General features: G+C 73.2%; 20 protein-coding genes. 9 read left to right on the top strand and 11 right to left on the bottom strand.

The annotated features are described in order from the left end of the window. Window positions 1–314: 314 nt before the first annotated feature. Window positions 315–2441: a PIG-L family deacetylase gene (locus ACFWBY_RS14785; RefSeq protein ID WP_385338123.1), complete on the top strand. Its 2127-nt coding sequence runs from the start codon at window positions 315–317 to the stop codon at window positions 2439–2441. A gap of 185 nt (window positions 2442–2626) precedes the next feature. Beyond that, window positions 2627–3049, top strand: coding sequence for a hypothetical protein (locus tag ACFWBY_RS14790; protein ID WP_385338121.1), 423 nt, complete (start codon window positions 2627–2629; stop codon window positions 3047–3049). Between the two features lie 24 nt (window positions 3050–3073). On the opposite strand, the gene ACFWBY_RS14795 is transcribed toward ACFWBY_RS14790, so the two are convergent. Continuing rightward, window positions 3074–4552 carry a hypothetical protein gene (locus ACFWBY_RS14795; RefSeq protein ID WP_385338118.1) on the bottom strand — a complete coding sequence of 493 codons (1479 nt, stop codon included), beginning with the start codon at window positions 4550–4552 and terminating at the stop codon, window positions 3074–3076. A gap of 262 nt (window positions 4553–4814) precedes the next feature. Between ACFWBY_RS14795 and ACFWBY_RS14800 the strand changes: the two genes are divergently transcribed. Beyond that, the gene (locus ACFWBY_RS14800; protein WP_385338115.1) at window positions 4815–6350 is read left to right on the top strand and encodes a DUF6056 family protein; all 1536 of its coding nucleotides are present in this window, start codon (window positions 4815–4817) and stop codon (window positions 6348–6350) included. Between the two features lie 39 nt (window positions 6351–6389). On the opposite strand, the gene ACFWBY_RS14805 is transcribed toward ACFWBY_RS14800, so the two are convergent. Both ACFWBY_RS14805 and ACFWBY_RS14810 read right to left on the bottom strand, forming a co-directional pair. After that, entirely contained in the window at window positions 6390–6875 is a 486-nt protein-coding gene (locus ACFWBY_RS14805) for a DUF6328 family protein (RefSeq protein WP_385338112.1), read from the bottom strand. Window positions 6876–7002: 127 nt separating this feature from the next. Next, a complete protein-coding gene (locus ACFWBY_RS14810; protein ID WP_385338109.1) occupies window positions 7003–7749 on the bottom strand; it encodes a VOC family protein in 747 nt (248 codons plus the stop codon). Window positions 7750–7977: 228 nt separating this feature from the next. On the opposite strand from ACFWBY_RS14810, the gene ACFWBY_RS14815 reads away from it, so the two are divergent. Then, window positions 7978–8514, top strand: a complete 537-nt coding sequence (locus ACFWBY_RS14815) for an isochorismatase family cysteine hydrolase (RefSeq protein ID WP_385338106.1) — start codon at window positions 7978–7980, stop codon at window positions 8512–8514. Window positions 8515–8538: 24 nt separating this feature from the next. Here the strand turns inward: ACFWBY_RS14815 and ACFWBY_RS14820 are convergent, their stop codons facing one another. After that, complete coding sequence (locus ACFWBY_RS14820) at window positions 8539–9081, bottom strand: hypothetical protein (RefSeq protein WP_385338103.1); 543 nt, start codon at window positions 9079–9081, stop codon at window positions 8539–8541. Between the two features lie 238 nt (window positions 9082–9319). On the opposite strand from ACFWBY_RS14820, the gene ACFWBY_RS14825 reads away from it, so the two are divergent. Continuing rightward, window positions 9320–9823 carry a hemerythrin domain-containing protein gene (locus ACFWBY_RS14825; protein WP_385338100.1) on the top strand — a complete coding sequence of 168 codons (504 nt, stop codon included), beginning with the start codon at window positions 9320–9322 and terminating at the stop codon, window positions 9821–9823. A 120-nt stretch (window positions 9824–9943) separates the two neighbouring features. On the opposite strand, the gene ACFWBY_RS14830 is transcribed toward ACFWBY_RS14825, so the two are convergent. Beyond that, window positions 9944–10291 (bottom strand): nuclear transport factor 2 family protein, encoded by a 348-nt coding sequence (locus ACFWBY_RS14830; RefSeq protein WP_385338097.1) that lies wholly within the window; start codon window positions 10289–10291, stop codon window positions 9944–9946. 82 nt (window positions 10292–10373) lie between these two features. Continuing rightward, complete coding sequence (locus ACFWBY_RS14835; protein WP_385338094.1) at window positions 10374–10961, bottom strand: TetR/AcrR family transcriptional regulator; 588 nt, start codon at window positions 10959–10961, stop codon at window positions 10374–10376. Window positions 10962–11225: 264 nt separating this feature from the next. Between ACFWBY_RS14835 and ACFWBY_RS14840 the strand changes: the two genes are divergently transcribed. Further along, entirely contained in the window at window positions 11226–11441 is a 216-nt protein-coding gene (locus tag ACFWBY_RS14840; protein ID WP_385338092.1) for a DUF6243 family protein, read from the top strand. A 105-nt stretch (window positions 11442–11546) separates the two neighbouring features. Here ACFWBY_RS14840 and ACFWBY_RS14845 read toward each other — a convergent pair whose 3' ends face one another. From ACFWBY_RS14845 to ACFWBY_RS14855, 3 genes are all read right to left on the bottom strand, one after another. Continuing rightward, the gene (locus ACFWBY_RS14845) at window positions 11547–11939 is read right to left on the bottom strand and encodes a hypothetical protein (protein ID WP_385338089.1); all 393 of its coding nucleotides are present in this window, start codon (window positions 11937–11939) and stop codon (window positions 11547–11549) included. A gap of 57 nt (window positions 11940–11996) precedes the next feature. After that, window positions 11997–12791, bottom strand: coding sequence for a maleate cis-trans isomerase (locus tag ACFWBY_RS14850; protein ID WP_385338086.1), 795 nt, complete (start codon window positions 12789–12791; stop codon window positions 11997–11999). Between the two features lie 249 nt (window positions 12792–13040). Then, a complete protein-coding gene (locus ACFWBY_RS14855) occupies window positions 13041–14402 on the bottom strand; it encodes a M64 family metallopeptidase (RefSeq protein WP_385338083.1) in 1362 nt (453 codons plus the stop codon). 140 nt (window positions 14403–14542) lie between these two features. Between ACFWBY_RS14855 and ACFWBY_RS14860 the strand changes: the two genes are divergently transcribed. After that, the gene (locus ACFWBY_RS14860) at window positions 14543–15916 is read left to right on the top strand and encodes a tetratricopeptide repeat protein (protein WP_385338080.1); all 1374 of its coding nucleotides are present in this window, start codon (window positions 14543–14545) and stop codon (window positions 15914–15916) included. On the opposite strand, the gene ACFWBY_RS14865 is transcribed toward ACFWBY_RS14860, so the two are convergent. After that, entirely contained in the window at window positions 15898–16422 is a 525-nt protein-coding gene (locus tag ACFWBY_RS14865; protein WP_385338077.1) for a GNAT family N-acetyltransferase, read from the bottom strand. The genes ACFWBY_RS14860 and ACFWBY_RS14865 overlap by 19 nt on opposite strands. A gap of 57 nt (window positions 16423–16479) precedes the next feature. Here ACFWBY_RS14865 and ACFWBY_RS14870 point away from each other — a divergent pair, with 57 nt between their 5' ends. After that, complete coding sequence (locus ACFWBY_RS14870; RefSeq protein WP_385338074.1) at window positions 16480–17007, top strand: HAD domain-containing protein; 528 nt, start codon at window positions 16480–16482, stop codon at window positions 17005–17007. A gap of 123 nt (window positions 17008–17130) precedes the next feature. Here ACFWBY_RS14870 and ACFWBY_RS14875 read toward each other — a convergent pair whose 3' ends face one another. Next, window positions 17131–17913 (bottom strand): SDR family NAD(P)-dependent oxidoreductase, encoded by a 783-nt coding sequence (locus tag ACFWBY_RS14875; RefSeq protein ID WP_385338071.1) that lies wholly within the window; start codon window positions 17911–17913, stop codon window positions 17131–17133. 118 nt (window positions 17914–18031) lie between these two features. On the opposite strand from ACFWBY_RS14875, the gene ACFWBY_RS14880 reads away from it, so the two are divergent. Next, complete coding sequence (locus tag ACFWBY_RS14880; RefSeq protein WP_385338068.1) at window positions 18032–18952, top strand: LysR family transcriptional regulator; 921 nt, start codon at window positions 18032–18034, stop codon at window positions 18950–18952. Window positions 18953–19005: the final 53 nt, after the last annotated feature.

The raw sequence follows: 19005 nt of genomic DNA on the forward strand, positions 1-19005 counted from the left end.
GCCGCTTCTCCTGCGCGGACCCCTTCGAGGCGGCGGAGGCGATGCGCGGCGACGGCAACGCCCGAGCCGGTCGGGCCCGCTCACAGGTGAGGTGTGTCACTAGTAGCCACCCCGCACCCCCATGCCAAATAAGACATCTCGCCCATATCTCGCATCTCGTTCTGTTTGCTCCCATAAGCCTCTTGAGGGTGTGTCAGTCGCAAACGCGCGAGGCATAATCGGGCCCGGTCGTCTCCGGAAGCGGTGGGGCCATCGAGCACCACCCCACCCCCACGGCGGAATTCCGCACCCGGACCGACCCTCAAGGCGTTCAGATGTCCCTGGCCAGCCGCACCCGCCTCGCGGCCCTGCTCGCCACGCTCGCCGTCGGCGGCGCCGGGGTGACGACCTGGGCCTACGGACAGGGGAACCCGCAGGAGCCGGCGGCCTCCGAGACGGTCCTGCGTCCGAGCGTGACCGAGGGCACCGTCCTCCAAGTCGTCGCGCATCCCGACGACGACCTCTTCTTCATGAACCCCGACCTGAGCCGCTCCATATCGACGGGCGTCAAGGTCACCACCGTCTACCTGACGTCCGGCGAGTCCGACGGCAGGAACGAGGCCCACAGCCCGCAGCTGGAGGACCCCGCCGGGCCCGCCGACCACGCCGCGTACGCGGAGGCACGGCAGAACGGCATACGTGCCGCGTACGCGCAGATGGCCACCGGCAACCGCACCAGCGCCTGGCAGCGCGAAGCCGTGACCACCGCCGGTGGGGGACGCGTCGAGCGGGACGTGCTCGTCGCCCGGCCCGAGGTCAACCTGGTGTGGATGCAGCTGCGCGAGGCCCGCAGCATCTCCGGTGACAATCCGGACAGCCTCCGGGGCCTGTGGGACGGCAGGATCACCGCCCTGGGCGCGCAGCCGGCCTCCGGAACGCCGGTCAAGACCGCGTTCTCCTACACCAGGGAGCAGGCCGTGCAGGCCATCGCGGACGTCTTCGCGATGTACCGGCCGACGACGATACGGACGCAGGACCCGACGCCCGGCCGGTCGCAGGTCGGCGGCGCCTTCCTCGACCACCAGGACCACATGTACGGCGCCCGCTTCGTGCAGGCCGCGGCCGAGCGCTACGCGAAGTCCGCGGACCGGCCGCACTTCTCGGTCCAGAACTACGTGAGCTACCCCAACAGCTCCCTGCCCCCGACGCTCGACCCGCAGGCGGCCGAGGAGAAGCTCGGCTACCTCAAGACCTACGCCTGGACGGACCACCAGGACTGGTGCGGCAGCCCCGCCGGATGCGGTGACCGCAAGACCGCGACCCGGCCCACCGGCGCCGGATGGAACCGGACCATCCGCTACAGCCGTGGCGACGGCACCTCCTGGATGACCGAGGGCGTCGCCGGCCGGCTCTGGGCCTTCGCCGTCCTGGACGGCCGGATGGCGTACTGGTCGCGCGGCGGCCCCGAGGCCGCCTGGCAGGGGCCCGAGTTCCTCCCCGGAGCCGGGATCGACGCGGGCGCGACGGCGGTCCGCCTCCCCGACGGCCGGGTCTCGGTCTACGGGACCCGCACCACCCTGGGCGACACGCCGCTGGAGTACGGGCGCGAGATCGTGTACGCCGTCCAGGGCGCGCCCGACGGTTCCTTCGGCCCGTGGCGGTCGCTGGGCACCCCGGACACGGCCGACCCATCCGGCACCTCCGCGATCAGTGCGCCGTCCGTCGCCGTGGACCGCTCGGGCCGGGCGACCGTCTACGTACGCGATTCCCGGCGCACCCTGCGCGCCCGCGCGCAAACGGCCCCGGACGGCGACTTCGGCGCGTGGCAGAACCTGGGCGGCGCCGGCCTCCAGGGCGACCCCGTCACCGCGACCGACGCGGCGGGGCGGCGCCACGTCTACGCGGCCACGGCCAAGACCGTGCTCGCCTGGATCCAGCCGGATCCGGACGCCCCGGTCGGCGGCCCCCTCACGACCGGGCTGCCGGCGACCACCGGGCCGCTCTCGGCGAGCCCCCAGGACGACGGAGTGCGCCTGTACTTCCGCCGCCCCGGCACGGGCACCGTCGGTACGAGCCTTACCACCGCGGGAGCGAGCGCCCCGGAGTTCTCCCCGGTCACCGAGACGGGCGGCGAGGGCGGTTACGGCGCCGTCGGCGTCACGGGCCGCCTGCTCGCGGGCCGCGCGGGCGCGGGCACCGTCGGCGTGTCGGGCCCGGACGGTGCGCCGTCCTGGTACGAGTCCCAGATGCTCTACACGGGCGCTCCGGCCGCCGTGACCGGGTCCGACGGAACGGCCGTCGCCGCGGCCCTCGGCCTGGACGCCGGGCTGCACGTCACCACGGCTCCCCGGACCGGAACCGAGCCGGCCGGCAGCCGCCCGCCCTCCTCCCCCTGGCACCGGGCGGTCCGGCCCCCGACGATCGCGCAGGCCGGCGGCGCGGATTCCGGGTGGCAGCGCTGACCGGTGCGGGCGACGATGGCGGCGCACCACATCGGGGCCCGGCCGGAACCGGCGCCCGACCCACCTGACCACCGGCGATCGGGGCTCCCATGACCCCTTGCTCCACCGTGCGCAAATCCTCCTGCGTCCCCGTCCCCGTCACCGCCGCGCGCGGGCGCGCGGCGGTGACGGGGACGGTCCGCGCCATGACCTCCGCAGCCCTGCTGGTCCTCCTCACCACCGGGTGCAGGAACGACGCGGCACCGGCCTGGGGGTACCCGGAGCTCGGGGCGACCCTGGAATCGCTCTACCGGGCCCTGGCGGAAGGCTGCGCCGGCGCGCCCCCCGAGAGCTGCGCCGAGGGTCTCGACCGGCTCGGAGTCCTGGAGGAGCGCGCGCTGTCCGAGGTCCTCGACCACCGGCTCCTCGACGACGGGTACGTCGCCGCGAGGAACGGGGTGGCCCGGGCGAGGGAGCTCCGCCTCGCCGCCGCGGCGCGCTCCCCCCTTGATCCGGACCACCTCGGACGCGCGGTGGAGGCCGAAAGGCTCGCCCACCGCCGGCTGCTGGCCGCGCTGGAGCGGCTCCGCACCGCTCCGCCGCCCGGTGACGGGACGGACCCGGTCTGAGCACCGCGGGGACCAAGGGACAACCTAGAACCGCGAGGGTGGCGTGGGCAGCGCCGTGCCGTCGAGCGCCACGAGGGTCAGGACGACGATCGAGCCCGTCCACGCGAGGGGGGCGACCGAGGAGGGCCTCCCCTCCTTGTCCACCTTCTCCGGCAGTTCACCGAGCGGATTCCTTTTGGAGAGCACCCAGTCCAGGACCGGTCCGGCCTTCGCCGGGTTGCCCGTGGCGGCCCACGCGAGGGCGAAGAACGCCGTACTGGGCGTCCAGGCGTTTCCGCCCCAGGGCGCCCCGGCACCGTTTCCGGGGGTCAGCCCGCCGTTGGGCAGGAGCAGCGCACGGTAGGTGGCGTCCAGCGCGCCGGCCAGGCCGGCGGGGGCCGTGTTGAAGGGGGGCGCCATGAACGCGACCGCGCTGTCGCGCCCCTGCCGTCCGTCGGCGGTGCGCGGGTAGCCCAGCGGACGGAACCGCGCGGAGATCCCGGCGGAGAGCCGCCGCGCGGCCCGGGCCCAGCGCGCCGCGTCGTCCGGCCGGTCCGCCTCACGGGCGAGGTCCGCGGCGGCGTTGAGCCCCGCGAGCAGCGGCGCGGCCGTGCCGATGTTCGCCGTGGTCGTCATGAGCTCCCAGTAGTCGGGGGACGCCGGGGGCAGCCCGTCGGCCCGCAGGGAGCCCGCCGCGTGGTCGGCCGCCTTGCGGACCATCGGGTAGAGCGGGGCCAGCCGGGCACGGCGGGTATGTGGCGGAGCAGTCCGGTACCACTGCCAGGTGGCCCAGGGGACCCAGCCGTTGGCGTCCAGTTGCCGGCGCCTGCCGTCGGGCGGTCCGGAGCCGTCGAGTTTCGTCCGCGCCTCCCAGGTGCCGTCCGCGCGCTGGGTCGCGGCGCAGTAGCGCAGGATGCGGTAGGCCTCGCTGTCGTGTCCGGTGTGCGCGAAGGCGGCGGCGGCGAAGCCGGAGTCGCGCGGCCAGGAGTACTGCCAGCCGAAGCTCCACCCCGCCGCGACGGCGCCGTTGGGCCGGAGGAGGGCGCGCATGGCCAGGAGGGCCCGCTCGGCCGCCGCCCGCTGCCCCGGGCTCCTTCCGGGGACCCGCCCGGAGGCCAGCCAGGCGCGGCTCTCCTCGATCTGCCGCCCTGCCGGCGGATGACCGGCGACGACCACGGCCGGGGATGTCGCGGCGGCGGGAAGGTACATCCACCGGCCGGTCGGCAACCGCAGGACGTTGCTGCCCTCGACGTACCGCGCCCCCCTGGCGAGGGACGGCGGAACGCCTTCGGTGGAGGTCGTGTTGGACAGGAGACCCGCGCTGGGGACGGCGAGCGTCGCCAGGGCCGCGTACCGGGGCGCCGCCCCGCCCCGGCTCCAATGGCCCGCGGACCCCACCTCGATCACCGGCCGCGCCTCGCCCGTGTGCCGCCGGGCGTGTCCGCCACCGGCACACAGGGGAACGGCGAGGCCCGCCAGGGCCACCGCGACGACCGCCCAGCGGCCGAGCAGGACACCGGGCATGGCCCTCCCTCCGGAGGGTCCGCGTGGCGCGGACCCGGATCCCCATCCTGGGAGAGCCGTGCGGAGGCTGCCACGGCACACGTCCGCGCGGGTGAGAGGGGCATCCACGGGGCTTCGCGGGCCCGTGACCGTACTGGCGCACCCGGGATGCCGGTGGCGGTGAGCCGTGCACATCATGGGTGTTCGCGGGCCGTGCGGTCACCGCACGCGGCGGGCGCACCGGCCGCCTCTCCTGCCCGGCACCGCTGCGAAGGGCTGGTAGATGAGCACTGCTGCGGCCGAGGGCGAGGACGCGCGGCCCCCTTCCTCCGGGGCGGGCCGGGGATCCGGCCGCGCCCTCCTGCGCGGGCTCCTGCCCGCGGCCGGGGCGACGCTCGTCGCGGCGGCCGGAGCGCTGGTCGCCGTCGGATGCTTCCTCGGGCTCTACGTACGGCCGACGTCCGACGACTGGTGCGCCGCGTGGAAATCCCGCGACATGGGCGTCTTCGGCATCACGTCCGACTTCTACATGACCCAGAACGGCCGGATCGCCAACGCCTTCCTGAGCGGCGTCGTCTACGGCGACGGACTGGCCGGGACCAAGATCCTGCCGAGCGCCATCGCCGTCGCCTTCACCGTCGTACTGGTCCTGCTGGGGCGTGACTTCGTCCGGTTCCTCGGAGGCAGACCCCGGCTGCTGATCCTGACCGCCTGCGCCCTGGTGGTCCAGGCCCTGATCTACTTCGCGGGCACCCGCAGCTACCAGGTGCTGCTCTGGGCCCCGGCGACGATCTCCCACACCGTTCCGAGCGTCATCGGGCTGTGGGCGCTCCTGCTGGCCGTGCGGACCGTCCGCGATCCCCGTCACGCAGTCCGCGTGGCCGGCTTCGTCTCGGCGTTCCTCATCGCCTTCGCACTCGGCACCCTCAGTGAGCCGTTCTCCCTCGTCAGCGGGCTCCTCGTCGGCGCGCTCGGCCTGCTCTGCCTGCCGCGGCTCGGCCTGGCGCGGACCTGGCGCCCGTTCACCTGGTGCCTGCTGTGGTGCTCCGGCCTCGTCTGCGGTCTCGTCGTGCTCTACACCTCACCGGGTGCCCGGTGGCGCCGGGCCCAGCAGCCGGCGAAGGAGTCACTGCTCTCCGCGGGCGAGCTCAAGGGCACCCTCAGGGACTGGCTGCACATGTGGGACTCCGTCACCGGCCAGTGGGCCTACCTCGGGGCCGCCGCCGTCGGCGTACTGCTGGGCCTGGCGAGCGTGTTCCGCGGGCCCGCGCCCCGGACTCTGGAGCCCCGGCGGGCGATTCCCCGCAAGGTGCTGGTCCCCCTGCTGCTGCTCCCGGTTCCGGTGGTGGTGCTGGGCTCGCTCGCGGTGGTGGTGGGCCTGCGCAGCGGCTACGGCCCGACCGGGTGGACGTACGCGCGTACCTGGACGAGCTTTCTCGTACCGATGGAGCTGGCGCTCTGCGGGTACGGGGCCCTGCTGGGCGCGTGGGGCGGACGGTGGCTCTCCGGCCGCCCCCGGTCCTCCGCGGTCCTCGTGACCGGCGCCGTGGTGGCGGGCGGTCTGGCGCTGGCCTCGGTGGCCGTGCTCGTACCGGCCGTGCAAGACCTCACGACCGCCACGGTCGCCCGTTCCCTGGCATGGGACGCCCAGAACTCCCGGATCCGCGGCGAGGCCGCGCGGGGCGCCACGGACGTCGCCTACCGCCCCTTGTACATCGGCGCGCTCGCCGAGCCCTTCTTCACGCGGAACTACGAACGGGACTGGGTCTCCGCCTGCGTGTCGAAGTGGTACGGAGTCGACCGGATCCACCGCGGCTGAGCCGGCCCGCGACGACGCGGCCGGGTCCTGGTCCGGGGGTCAGCGCTCCGACGTGTAGCGGATCCGCGCCCACAGGGGCAGCACGAACCAGCAGAGCAGGTACCAGGCCAGCACTCCGCCCACGAGCCACGGCACGAGACTGTCGTGGGTCGCCACCCGCAGGACGAGGAAGAGTGCGGCGGTACAGGTGGCCAGGAGCAGGACCAGGCCCACGCCGGTCAGCCGCGAGGCCCACGCGACCGCCTCGGGCTTGATGCGGCGGCCCGTGACGAGGCGGTGGAACGCGACGGGCCCTATCAGCGCGCCGGTCGCCAGCGATCCCAGTACCACCGTCACGATGTAGATCGTCTTCTCGGTCTGCGGGAGCCCTGCGAAGACCGGGGTGAAGACGACCGTCAGCAGGAATCCGAACAGGATCTGAACGCCCGTCTGGGCGACGCGGATCTCCTGGATGAGCTCCTGCCACTGCCGGTCCGCACGCTCCTCCGCGGTCTCGTTCCGCCCCTCCCCGGTACCACCCGGCATGAACGCCTCCCTGAGTCTCGTCTCGCGGCGTCTACCCCGCGGGACCCGCCTCATGCTCCGGATCGTCCGCGCACGCGGAATCCGGGCCGGTCGGGGTGACTCGTCCTGAGGCGTACGGGACCCGCCCTCAGCCCGGTGCGTCCTGGGACGTGACGATGGTGAAGAGTGCCCCGTCCGGGTCGGCCAGCACGAGTTCGCGGCTGACCGGGGACGTCTGGACGGGGGAGGCGGTCCTGCCCCCCATGCGGGTCGCGGCCTCGGCGGCCGCCTCCAGGTCGGGCACGGCGAAGTGGACGTGCCAGCGGGGACGGACCTGCGGGTCGGGGTCCTCCTCGAGGGCTCCCCCGCTGATGCGGGCGACGGTGGCCCGGCGGTGGCGCAGGACGACGTGGTCGTGCTCGTAGGAGACGGTGCAGCAGCCCGGCCCGTCGTCGGCCCAGCCGAGCACCTCACCGTAGAAGATGGCCGCCGCGAACGCGTCGCGCGTCCGCAGCTCCAGCCACGCCGGTGCGCCGTCGCGGCCCACCGTCCAGTCGGGGATGACCTCGCCCTGCCAGAACCCGAAGGCGGCCCCCGCGGGGTCCGCGGCGAGACCGGCCCGGCCGGTGACGAAGCCGAGGGGGCCGACCGCCATGGTGGCGCCCCGCTCCCGGATCCGTGCGGCGGTGACGTCCGCGTCCTCCACCGCGAAGTACGGCGTCCACGCCACCGGCATGCCCAGGCGCCCGGCGAGCGCGCCGATGCCCGCGACGGTGGCCCCGTCCCGGTAGGCGACCGAGAAGCCTTCCCCCAAGCGGGTACGGCGGAATTCCCAGCCCAGCACGGCCGCGTAGAACCGCTCGGCGCCGGCGAGGTCCCGGGCCGTGAGACTCACCCAGCACGGCGCACCCGACACCTCGTGACTCGACGTCCACGTCGACACGACCGGCCACCTCCTCCGCCGCAGGTTTCAGACAGGACTTCTCCACCGTAGACCCGTCGGCGGCGCCGGCCCGCGAGGCTCGCACCACGCCCCGCCGATGCCCCTGCGCAGGTGGGGCGGGTGACCCCGTTCGGCCGGGTCGCCGGTCTCCCGCGGGCCGGGTCTGGGAGGTTGGGGCGCATGGCGACGACCGCTCTTGTCATCATCGACATGCTCAACACCTACGAGCACGAGGACGCCGAGCTCCTCACCCCTTCCGTCTCGAGGGTGCTTCCCGCGGTAATGGGTCTGCTGGAGCGGGCGCGCGACCGGCGGATTCCCGTGATCTACGCCAACGACAACTTCGGGAAGTGGCGGTCCCACCACGGGGAGATCCTGGACGCGGCCCTCGCGGGCCCGCACGCCGGCCTCGTCGACCCGGTCAGGCCGGACGAGGACTCCTACTTCATCGTCAAGGCCCGCCACTCCGTGTTCTACGAGACGCCGCTCGCCTACCTGCTCGGCACCCTGGACGTGGACCACCTCGTCCTGTGCGGGCAGGTGACGGAGCAGTGCGTGCTCTATTCGGCCCTGGACGCGCACATCCGCCACCTGTCGATCACGGTCGCCCGGGACGCCGTCGCCCACATCCACGAGGACCTGGCCGACGCCGCCCTGCGCATGATGGAGATCAACATGTCCGCCCGCGTCGTGCCCGCCGCCGAGGCCCTCGGCTGAACGCCTACCGCACCCGTAGCGCGCTCATCGGCTCGTGCGGTCGGAGAGCAGGTCTTCGAACAGGGCGCGGTAGTGGACCATCGCCTCGCGCAGCTCCTCCGTCGTCGCCTCACCGTCACCACTGCGCACCTTGACCTCGTGTGCGGCCCGGTACTCCTCCAGCGTGCGCCCGTGGTCGACCGACAGGTCCCGTACCTGCCCGCTGTATCCGTCCGTGGGATAGCCGCGCTCGCCCATCAGCCGGGTCACCAGATCGTCGGCCTCGGCCACGGAGCCCTCCGGCCGGTCCACGAACTGCTCCTGCACGCCGGTCCACGCGTCCGCGTACTCCTGGCGGCGCTCGGGCGGAAGTTCCTTGATGTCCAGTTGGTCGTGCCGCTCCTCGCGGGCGCGCAGGTCCCGCTCGGCGGTCCGCTTGTCACCCTTCTCCTCCACGGCGCGGTCGTATTCCGGGCCGAACCGTTCACGCAGGTGGCGCCGCCGGGCGAGCATCCGCATCAGTACGGTGAGCAAGATCACGACGACCGCCGCCACGACGATGACGGCTATCAATGTGTTGTTCGACATCTCCGGCCTCCGTCCGGGGGCTACCTGGTCCTCGCCTCCGGTGACGCGGCTGCCCTGGCAGACGCCGCGCAAACCCGTACGAGTCGGACGGCCCGTTCGTCCCGTCCCGTCTTCGTGCCGCCCCGTCTTCGTCCGGCCCCGTCTTCGTCCCGCTTCGGGGTTCGTCCGGAAGGCGGGTTTGAACGCACCGCCATCGAGCAGGCGCTCATCGCAAGCCGGAGAAGAGAAGGGACCCCGCATGGCCGCGGAAAAGCAGCAGAACCAGGACGTCGTCGCAGTGATCCTGAAGGACCACCGCACGATGGAGGACCTCTTCCGTCGGATGCGCAGTGTCGAGGCGGACCGCGAGGGCGCTCTCGCACAGTTGTCCGCGCTGCTGATCGCGCACGCCGAGGCCGAGGAGGCCGAGGTGTACGGCGCCCTGAAGAGGTTCAGGGACGTCGACGACGAGGAGGTCGAGCACGGGGCCGAGGAGCACGCCGAGGGCAACGAGGCGCTGCTGGCCCTGCTCGAGGTGTCCGAGGTCGGTTCCGAGGAATGGGACTCCCGGCTGGAGGACCTGGTCAAGGCCATCTCCCACCACATCGACGAGGAGGAGCGGACGATCCTCAACGGCGCCAGGGAGAACGTACCTGACGGGCGACGGGCCGAGCTGGGTGCCGCGTTCCTGCGCGAGCGGGAGCGGCAGCTCGCGGCCGACTGCGGCAGCGTCGAGAACGTGCGCGCCGTCGTACGGGGTTGACGGCGGGGGCGCCCGCGGCACGGCCGCCCCCGCCCGCCGGCCCGAGCAGGACCGGCGGGCGGGTGTTCGGCCTGCGGGCCGGCGGGCGGGGGCGGCGGGACGCCCCGGCGCCTCGATGACTCAGGCGGACAGGAAGTACCCCGTCACGTCGGCGAGCAGGCCGTCGCGGTGAACGGCGCTGCTCACGCCCGTCATGAAGGCCTCGCCGTCCGGACCGATCTGGGTCCAGCGGGCCAGTGAGCGGCCGTGGTGGTCGAGGACCTCGTCGATGCGGAAGCGGTGTCCGGGGAACGCGCCGGCGAAGCCGTTCATGTACGCGTCCAGTTCGGCCAGACCGCCGACCTCCGTTCCCGGGTCGCGGTAGGTGATGTCGTCCACCGCGACGTCACCCAGCGCGGACAGCCGGACCGCGGGGTCGGCCGACCAGCACGCGGCGTAGTCGTTCCAGAGCTGCTGTTGGTCACTCATCGTCGCTGTTCCTCTTGTTCGGGTCGGTCGGGCCGTGGGGGTCGGTGGTGTCTCGGGTGGGCTGGTGGGCGCGTCGGCCGGCTCAGCCGGCCCCGATCGAGGTCAGGGCGCCGTCCGTGACGGCGCGGAGTTTGGCGGTCGCCGAGCCGGAGCGGACGAGGACCAGGAGGCCTTGGTAGAGGGCCAGGAGCTGGGCGGCCGATGTCTCGACGTCGAGTTCCGCGGGCAGGAGGTGCTGGGCGCGGCCACGCGTCAGAGCGTCCACGAATCCGGACTCGATCGTCTCCAGCCCCCGGCGCACGCCGGCCGTGGCACCCGGAACGGTGAACGACTCCACGGCGGTGTTGGTGAGCAGGCACCCCGGATCGGGCTCGGGGCCGATGTGCGCGTCGAACGCCGAGGTGAAGAAGGAGCGGATGCCGGCCACCGGGTCGGGGGTGTCGCGCAGGTGCACGCGGACGCGGGCCTCGACCACCTGCTCGTTGTAGGCGTCCAGTGCGGCGCTGAACAGTCCCTCCTTGCTCTGGAATGCCCGGTACAGGCTGCCCGGGTGCATGCCGGTCGCCTCTTCGAGGTCGCGCAGCGAGGCGCCGAGGTATCCGCGCCGGCGGAACAGCCGCATGGCGCAGGCCAGTACCTCTGCCTCGTCCCAGACCTGTTGACGACCCATCCGCGCTCCCCGTAGTTGAACGATCGCTCACAAATTAGCACGCGCGGCTTGACCTGGGCGCTCCCCGAAGGCCCGGCCGAGGGCCGGGGCGGCGAAGGGGTTGGTGTGCGGGGCCGACGGAAGCGGGTAACGTCTTTGTCATGTTCTTCCAGACGCCGATTTACGAGTGAGAGCGTGATGGGCGCCTGCTGACGTCCTCGACGTCACCGCCCGTCGCCCGCCGATGGATCCGTAGATCACTTCACATCATTACCGGGAGAACCCGTGACCGTGAGCAAGAACATCAACAACCCCGTGGGCATGGGCGGCGGCCAGCGCAAGAGGCTGTCCCGCGCCGAACGGCAGAACAACGGTCCGCACCGCAACCTCGACCGCCGGGGCGCAGCCGACCAGAAGGCGGAGCTGCTGCGCAAGATGCGCGAGAAGGCAGGCGCAGCCGAGGGCGCCGGGCAGACGGGCGACGACACCGCGCAGAACTGACGCACCGCCGCCGCAGGGCGGCACCGCACGGGTAAGGGACCGGGCCGCCGGCCTCATGACAGACCGTCCCGTCGGGCTGGGTGGCCGCGCCCGCGGCGGGGCCGGTCAGGCGGGCGTGAAGACCTCTTCGCGCGCGTCGTCGAGGATGAATCCGTTGTCGAAGCGGACCCGGACGGTCACGCGGTTGCGCTGCTCCTGGTAAGCGATCCAGTCGGGCTCCAGGCCCGCGACCTTCTCCTCGAGCTGCGACTTGCTCTCCACGGGCATCTCGTGGCCGAAGGCGTCGAGGAGCGATTTTAGCCTCTCGTACTCGCGGGCCTCCTGGCTCTGCCGGTCGTGCTCGACCACCCGCTCGACGGTGCCCTCGGTCCCCGCTGCCAGGGACAGCGACCCGGCGACGGATTCCGTGGCGGACGAGGGATCCCAGGTTGTCGCGACCCACTCGGTCAGCCTGGTGTCCGCCGCGAGCCTCACCCGCCCGCCTTCTCTCAGCGTCATCGCTTCTTCATCTCTCGGATCGGCATACATCGGGACGGTGACATTATCCGTCCCGCCTCAGCGCGCGGGCAGCGCGAAGAGCCGTCCGTAGCCGGTGATGTCGTGCGAGTACGTGCCGGCCGCGTGCAGGGCCGACCACAGGAGGACCTGGTTCGCGGTGAGCACGGGCCGGTCGAGGGTGGCCTCGAGGGCCTCGATCACGCCGACCGCGCGCAGTCCGTTGCCGCCGAAGACGACGGCCTCGGCCTCGTCGGGAACGTGCCCGGCCGCCCAGTCGTGCAGGTCACCCGGCCGGATCAGGGCCTGGCCGCTGGGCAGGTCGCACGGCGCGCAGAACCGTACGTCGAAGCCCGCCGCCTCGTAGTAGGCCCGGCCGAGGTCGTTCAGGGCGGCGTCGAACCACGGCGGATCGATCAGGCAGACGCGGGTGGCTCCCGACGCGCGCAGCGCGTCGACGGTCGCGGCACAAGTGGCCACCACGGGGAGCCCGTTCGCGCGGGCGCTCAATCGGGCCGTCATCTCCGCCTCCCCGCGCGCGCCGATCACGTACGCGGAGCTGGTGAAGGCGTACGCGATCGCCTCCAGGGGTGCGTTGGCCAACTGCTCGGCCGCCTCGTCCACATGGGGCGGCGCGGCGAAGTCCCGTACCGGGGCGAGCGGGATCGTCGGGTCCATCGCGCCGCCCTTGCGCATGGCGCCGAAGGGTACGCGCGCGCCGTGCAGGCCGACGTCGGCCGGTGCCATCGCGCGCAGTTCGGACTCCGGCCCCACGTCACCCTGCGGGACCAGCACGCCGAGCCTGACCCGTGCGTCCCAGCCGTCGGGGGGCCAGGCCGCCGCGGGCCCGCTCACCGGGCCGCGGGGCGGTCGGGGGCGACGTCCGCGGAGATCCGGTCACGGGTGGGGCGGGCGCCCTCCGTGCCGGGGTCCGGCAGCACGTCGCGGCTGCGGCGCGGGAGCGGTTCCATGGGCACCATCTGCGCCCGCGCGCACGCCGTCCCACCGGACACCACTCCGCGCCGCACCCCGTCCGGGCCCCTTCCTTCACCCGGCCGGGGGTCTCCACGCCGCCTACCGGAACCCGGCGGGTCTCCACGCCGCCTACCGGCGGACGCTCCAGACGACGGTGGTGCGCAGGGTGCGGGCGATCTTCGGGTCACGGACCGAGGGGGTGCGGTCCTCGGCGGTGACCGACAGCTTGTGGGTCCTCAGGTCGTACAGCCGCAGGTCCGCGACCGGCACCTGCGTCCGGCCCTCCAGGTGCTTCAGCTCGCGGCCGTCGAGGTACCAGCGGACCACGAGCTGCCGGCCGTCCGCGCCGGTCAGCCGGGGCACGGCGGCCGTCACGGTGTCGCGCCGGCGCAGGGTGCGGTCGGTGGGGGTGACCGGGGTGACGGCCCTCGCGTGCTTGTAGAAGCCGGCGATCATCGATTCGACACCGGGGAGGTTGAAGGGCTTGCCCAGGACCCGCATGAGCGAGTTGTCGGTGGGGCGGTGGAGCCCGGTGACGAAGTAGCCGCCCCCCTCGTACGCGCCGACCGTGCCGCCGTCCGGCGAGGGCTCGCCCAGCCAGCGGTACCACTTGGCCCGGTGCCGGGCCAACCGGTCGGCGGTCAGCGTGGAGACGTTGGAGTCGGCGGGCTCGGGGCCGGTGTACTTCTCGTAGTCCGGGACTCCGGGGTAGAAGTACTCGTCGGCGAGCTTGCCGAGCGAGTGGCCGGTCTCGTGGATGGCGACCTGGCCGGACTTGGCGTTGTCCGCCGAGGCGGTGGATATGCCCTCGTAACCGAGGGTGGCGCTGGGCTCGTTGTAGCCGGCACCGCCGTACTTGGCGCTGTTGGCCAGGACGATGACGAGGTCCGCCTCGGGCGCCTTGGCCACGTAGGCGTCCACCTTGGGCTGGTCCACGCAGAGGAGCCGCTCGATGTCCTCGCACCAGAAGTACGCGCCGAGGGCCGTATCGCGGACGGTCGCCCGGTCGGGGTCGCCGGAGACGCCCGACTCGCGGGAGACGGCGTCGACGGTCCAGACGTTGAAGAGGTTCCGGTAGGTGGTGTACGGCTCGACGGCCGTCACCTCGGCCCACTTCGCCTGGGCGTCCGCGCGGAACTTGGCCAGCTCGGCCGCGGTGTAGCCGTCGCCGATGACGACGACGTCGAGGCGGTCGGCCGTGGGGCCGTTGTCGACGAGCTTGACGACCTCGCCGTCGGCCGCCCGCTCGGCCTCGGACAGCCGGGCGCCGGTCTTGGCCGTGGCCGTGCCGGCGGCGGGTACGAGGACGTGGCCGGATCCGGCGTCGCCCCCGTGCTCCGGGCCCGGTACCTCCACCTCCACCCGCGACGCGGCCTCCGGAGCGTCGGCCGCGCGGACGGGCCCGGCGGCCAGCAGCGCGGTGGTCGCGCAGGCCGCGGCGACGGCTGCGCGCAGGAACGATCGGACGGCTGGACGTCTGACGTTGCGCATGAAGTCCTCCCCCGGTAACGGAAGTTAAGCAAGCAGGTAAATACAGTGAATCGGTTGCTTAAACTAAGTGGCGCGCGACGGGTGCGCAATGGCCCGCTCCCCCTGAATACTTGGGGAGTTCGAGCAACCAGGGGGATTCCATGGACGAACCGTCCGAGATCGGCCGCAGGGTGCAGCGGATGCGCACCGAACTCGGCCTGACTCAACGCAAGTTGGCGGAGCCCTCGTACACTCCGGCCTACATCTCGACGCTGGAGTCGGGCAAAGTGCGCCCCTCCGAGACGGCGCTGCGCTTCCTCGCCCGGCGACTGGGCACCTCCTACGAGGAACTGGCCACCGGGCGCCCCGCCCACCTGGCCACCGAGCTGCGCCTCGCACTCGGCGACGCCCAGCAGATCCTGGCCGGCGGAGCCGCCGACGAAGCAGCCGTCCGCTACCGGCGCCTGCTCGCCGAAGCGGAACACCTCGGTCTCGCCGACCTGCGGGCCGAGGCGCTGCTCGGGCTCGGCGACTGCGCCCTGGAGTCGGGTGAACTACGGGACGCGGTGAGCCACTTCGAGGCGGCCGAGCGGCTCCTGGCCGACGAGCCGCTCCCCCGCCGCGCCCGCCCGATCCGCGGCCGCGCCGTCGCGCACCTGCTCGCCGGTGAACTGCGGTACGCCTGCTACCTGCTCGAATCCACCATCGACGAGCTGGGCACGAGCGGGCTGGCCGACCCCGAGGCACTGGTACTGCTCTACGCGGCGGTCATCGGGCCCTACATCGACATGGGCGCCCACGCACGGGCCGCCCACGCGGCCGAGCTCGCCCTGTCACTGGCTCCGCAGGTCAGCGACCCCGCGCTGGTAGCGGGCATGCACCGGCAGGTCGCGCGGACGTTCCTCACCGAGGGACGCGTGGCCGACGCCGACGCCTCCCTCGCGAAGGCCCAGGCCATCTACGGGCAGTTGCGGCTGCGGACCGACCTGGCGCACTGCCACTGGATGCGCGGCTACGTACAGGCCCAGAACGGCGACCTCGCCGCCGCCGAACGGGAGCTGCGCACGGCCCGGGAGATGCTCGCGGCCGGCCGCGCGGCCCTGTACACCGCCCAAGTGGAAGTCGAACTGGCCGACGTACTGCGCCGGCTCGGCCGGTACGAGGAGGCCGCCGAGCTGCTCTCGGCGCTCCTGGAGCTGGGTGACAGCCACGGCGCGGTGCACGCCGGCGGCGCGCACCGGCTCCTCGGCCTCATGGCCGAGGAGCGCGGCGAGAGCGATCGCGCCGAGGAGCACTACGTACAGGCCTTGGCGCTGCTGGAGCGCAGCGGGGCGACGGGCGACCTCGCCGATCTGTGCCGGCTCCTGGGTGACCTGCTGCGGCGGGCCGGACGGACCGAGGCGGCCCTGGACGCGTACCGCACCGGCCTGGGCCACCGCGCGGCCCCCGGCACCACCACCCTGGGCCCGGCACCGGCGGCGCCGGCGTTGCGCCCCCGCTCCGCGGGCGACACCCCTCAGAGGTCGATCCAGTAGCGCCGCTTGGGGCCGATCAGGGTCTCGCGGACGTCTTCCAGCACGCCGCCGTTGTTCTCGATCGTACGGATCGAGGCACGGTTGCCGGGGTCACAGGTGAGCAGCACCCGGTCCATCCCCAGCAGCCGCGCCTCGTGCAGGACCTCGCCCAGCGCCCAGGTGGCCAGGCCCCGGCCACGGGCCGAGGGGCGGACGCTGTAGCCGATGTGGCCGCCCGCGTCGAGCAGGAATCCGTTCAGATAGTGCCGCAGGTCGATGGCGCCCAGATACTCCTCGCCCTCGGCGATCCACCAGTAGGTGGCGTGGACGCGCCCGTGCTCGACCGGCACCGTGCGGTCCCCGTAGCTCCTCAGCCGCTCCGTCCAGGCGGCGAAGCCCTCCCGGCTGTCCACGTCGTCGTCCGAGCCGAGCCCGGCGCCGTCCATGTGCGCGTCGGGCCCCCACTCGCGCTGCGCGGCGAGCCACGAGTCGTACAAGCGGGGGGTGGGGGTGATCAGCTCGGGCATGACCGGACGATAACAGCCCCGGCGACGACGGCCCGGACGGGCCGCTACCGTGCAGCCGTGACCGGTTCCGCGCAATACCCGCTGCTCTTCCTCGATGTCGACGGCCCACTCATTCCGTTCGGCGCGGCGTCGCAGGAGTCTCCGACGTACCGGATCGGCCCCTCGTCAATGGAGGCCGGCTCGAATCCGCTTCTGGACCGGATCAATCCGGAGTACGGGCCCCGGCTGGCAGCCATGCCGTGCGAGCTGGTCTGGGCCACGACGTGGACGGCCGACGCGAACGAGTGCGTCGGGCCGCGGCTCGGCCTGCCCGAGTTGGCCGTGGTGAGCTGGCCGGAGCCGTCCGACGTCGACGAGCAGGACCTGCGCAGCGGCCTGCACTGGAAGACCCGCGGCGTCGTCGCCTGGGCGGCGGGCCGGCCGTTCGCCTGGGTCGACGACGAGGTGACCGACACCGACCGGGCCTGGATCCGCGCGCACCATCGGGGCCGTGCCCTCCTCCACCGTGTCGATCCGCGCCGGGGCCTGACCGACCAGGACTTCGACGCACTCGACGCATGGCTTCGGCGGACGGCCGGGTGGTGAGGAGGGGGGTCCGCCCGGGCCTCGCCGACTCCCACTTCGGCGAGGCCGCGCCCGGGCCACCCCTCCCGCGGTACCCCCCGGCCGCGCGTCCTCCGCAGCGGGCGCGGGCGCGGTTCGGGGCGGTCAGATCTGGCGGCCGGTGACGTGGCCGCCGTCCACGCGCAGGGCGTGTCCGGTCACGAAGCCGGCGCCCGCGAGGTACAGCACGGCGTCGGCGATCTCGGCCACCTCACCGACCCGGTTCAGCAGGGCGAGTCCGCCGAAGGAGTCCACGTCGGAGCCCGCGTGCAGCGGGGTGCGGACGATGCCCGCGGCGACCAGGTTGACGCGGATGCCGTCGACGGCGAGTTCGGCGGCCAGGCCCGTCGTCAGCGCGTGCACACCGGCCTTGCTGACCACCGGCGCGGTGGCCGGGAAGCCCGCCAGCGCGTGGTCGACCAGCGTGGTGCCGATGTTGACGATGCTGCCGCCCTGGCCTTGGGCGCGCAGGGCCCGTACGACCGCCTGCGTGGTGAAGTAGGTGCCCTTGAGGTTGCCCGTCAGGTACCCGTCGAGCTCGTCCTCCGTGACTTCGGTGAAGGGCTTCGGCGCGAAGGTGCCCGCGTTGTTGACCAGTACGTCGATCCGCCCGAAGCGCTCCAGCGCCGTACGGACGAGGGCTTCACCGGTCTCCGGCACGGCGATGCTGCCGGCGACCCACGCGGTCCGCTCCGGATGGCCGAGGCCGGCGGCGGCCTTGGCGAGGCGGTCGGCGTCCCGGCCGTTGAGGACGACGTTCGCGCCGCTCGCCAGGAAGGCGCGGGCGATGTCGAGGCCGATGCCGCTGGAGGAGCCGGTGACGAGGGCGGTGGTGACGGGGGCCGTGGTGACGGGGGCCGTGGTCGCGGTGATGCTGGTGCCGGTCATGAGGTGTGCGCCTTTCGGGGGCGGCGGCCGGGGACTCCGACCGCCTGACACCAGAAACCTATGAGCCCCCAACCCATAACACCACGACGGAAATTGGAGCGTGTGATAATCCAGCGTTATGGATGTGGATCTGCGTGACCTGGAGCTTCTGGACGCCACCGCCGAGGCCGGCTCCCTGACTGCCGCCGCCGAGCGGCTCTACGTCAGCCAGCCCGCGCTCAGCCAGCGGCTCACCCGCCTGGAGAGCCGCCTCGGCATGCCCCTCTTCGACCGCAGGGGCCGCCGCCTGATCCCCAACGCCGCGGGACGCCGACTGCTGATCGCCGCCCGCCAGGTCATCGGCGAACTGGAGTCGGCCTCCCGCGACTTGGTGGAGCTCCGCGACGGTCGCGACCGGCGGGTCCGGTTCGCCGCGCAGTGCAGCACCACCTTCCCGTGGCTGCCGCCCGTCCTGCGCGCCTTCCGCGAGCGCGAGCCGGACATCGACGTGCGGATCGAGACCGTCGCCGACGACGCGCCGATTCCGGCGCTGCTCGCCGACCTGGTCGACGTCGCCCTGGTCACCAAGCCGGACCTGCAGATGGACCGGGTGTCCCTGACCAAGTTGTTCGACGACGAAATGGTGGCCGTGGTGCCCGCCGGACACCCGTGGGCCTCCCGCGCCCACCTGACCGCCCGCGATTTCGACGGCGCGGATCTGGTCCTCTACGACTTCTACGACCAAAAGCGCATCCCCTCGATGCCGCTGCCGATCCCCGCCGGAGCGCGGCCCGCCCGCATCACCACCATGCCGGTGGTGACCGACCTGGTGGTCGAGATGGTGGCGGGCGGCCAGGGCGCGACGGTGCTGCCCAACTGGGTGGTCGCCCCGTACGCGGCTTCGCACGGTCTCGCCCTGGTCCGGATCGGCGCGAAACCGCTGACCCGCTCCTGGTTCTGCGCCACGCGGACGGGCCCGCGCCCGCCGCACCTGGAGGTGTTCGTCGAGGAACTCGTCGCCCGCCTCCGGTCCCCCGCGGGAGCGCTGGCGCAGGAGTAGTGGGCGGGGTTTGACCCTCGACCTGGTGGAGGGCCCAGGGTTGTCGGTGTGGA

The sequence above is a fragment of the Streptomyces sp. NPDC060049 genome, from assembly GCF_042736715.1.
Taxonomy (GTDB): domain Bacteria; phylum Actinomycetota; class Actinomycetes; order Streptomycetales; family Streptomycetaceae; genus Streptomyces.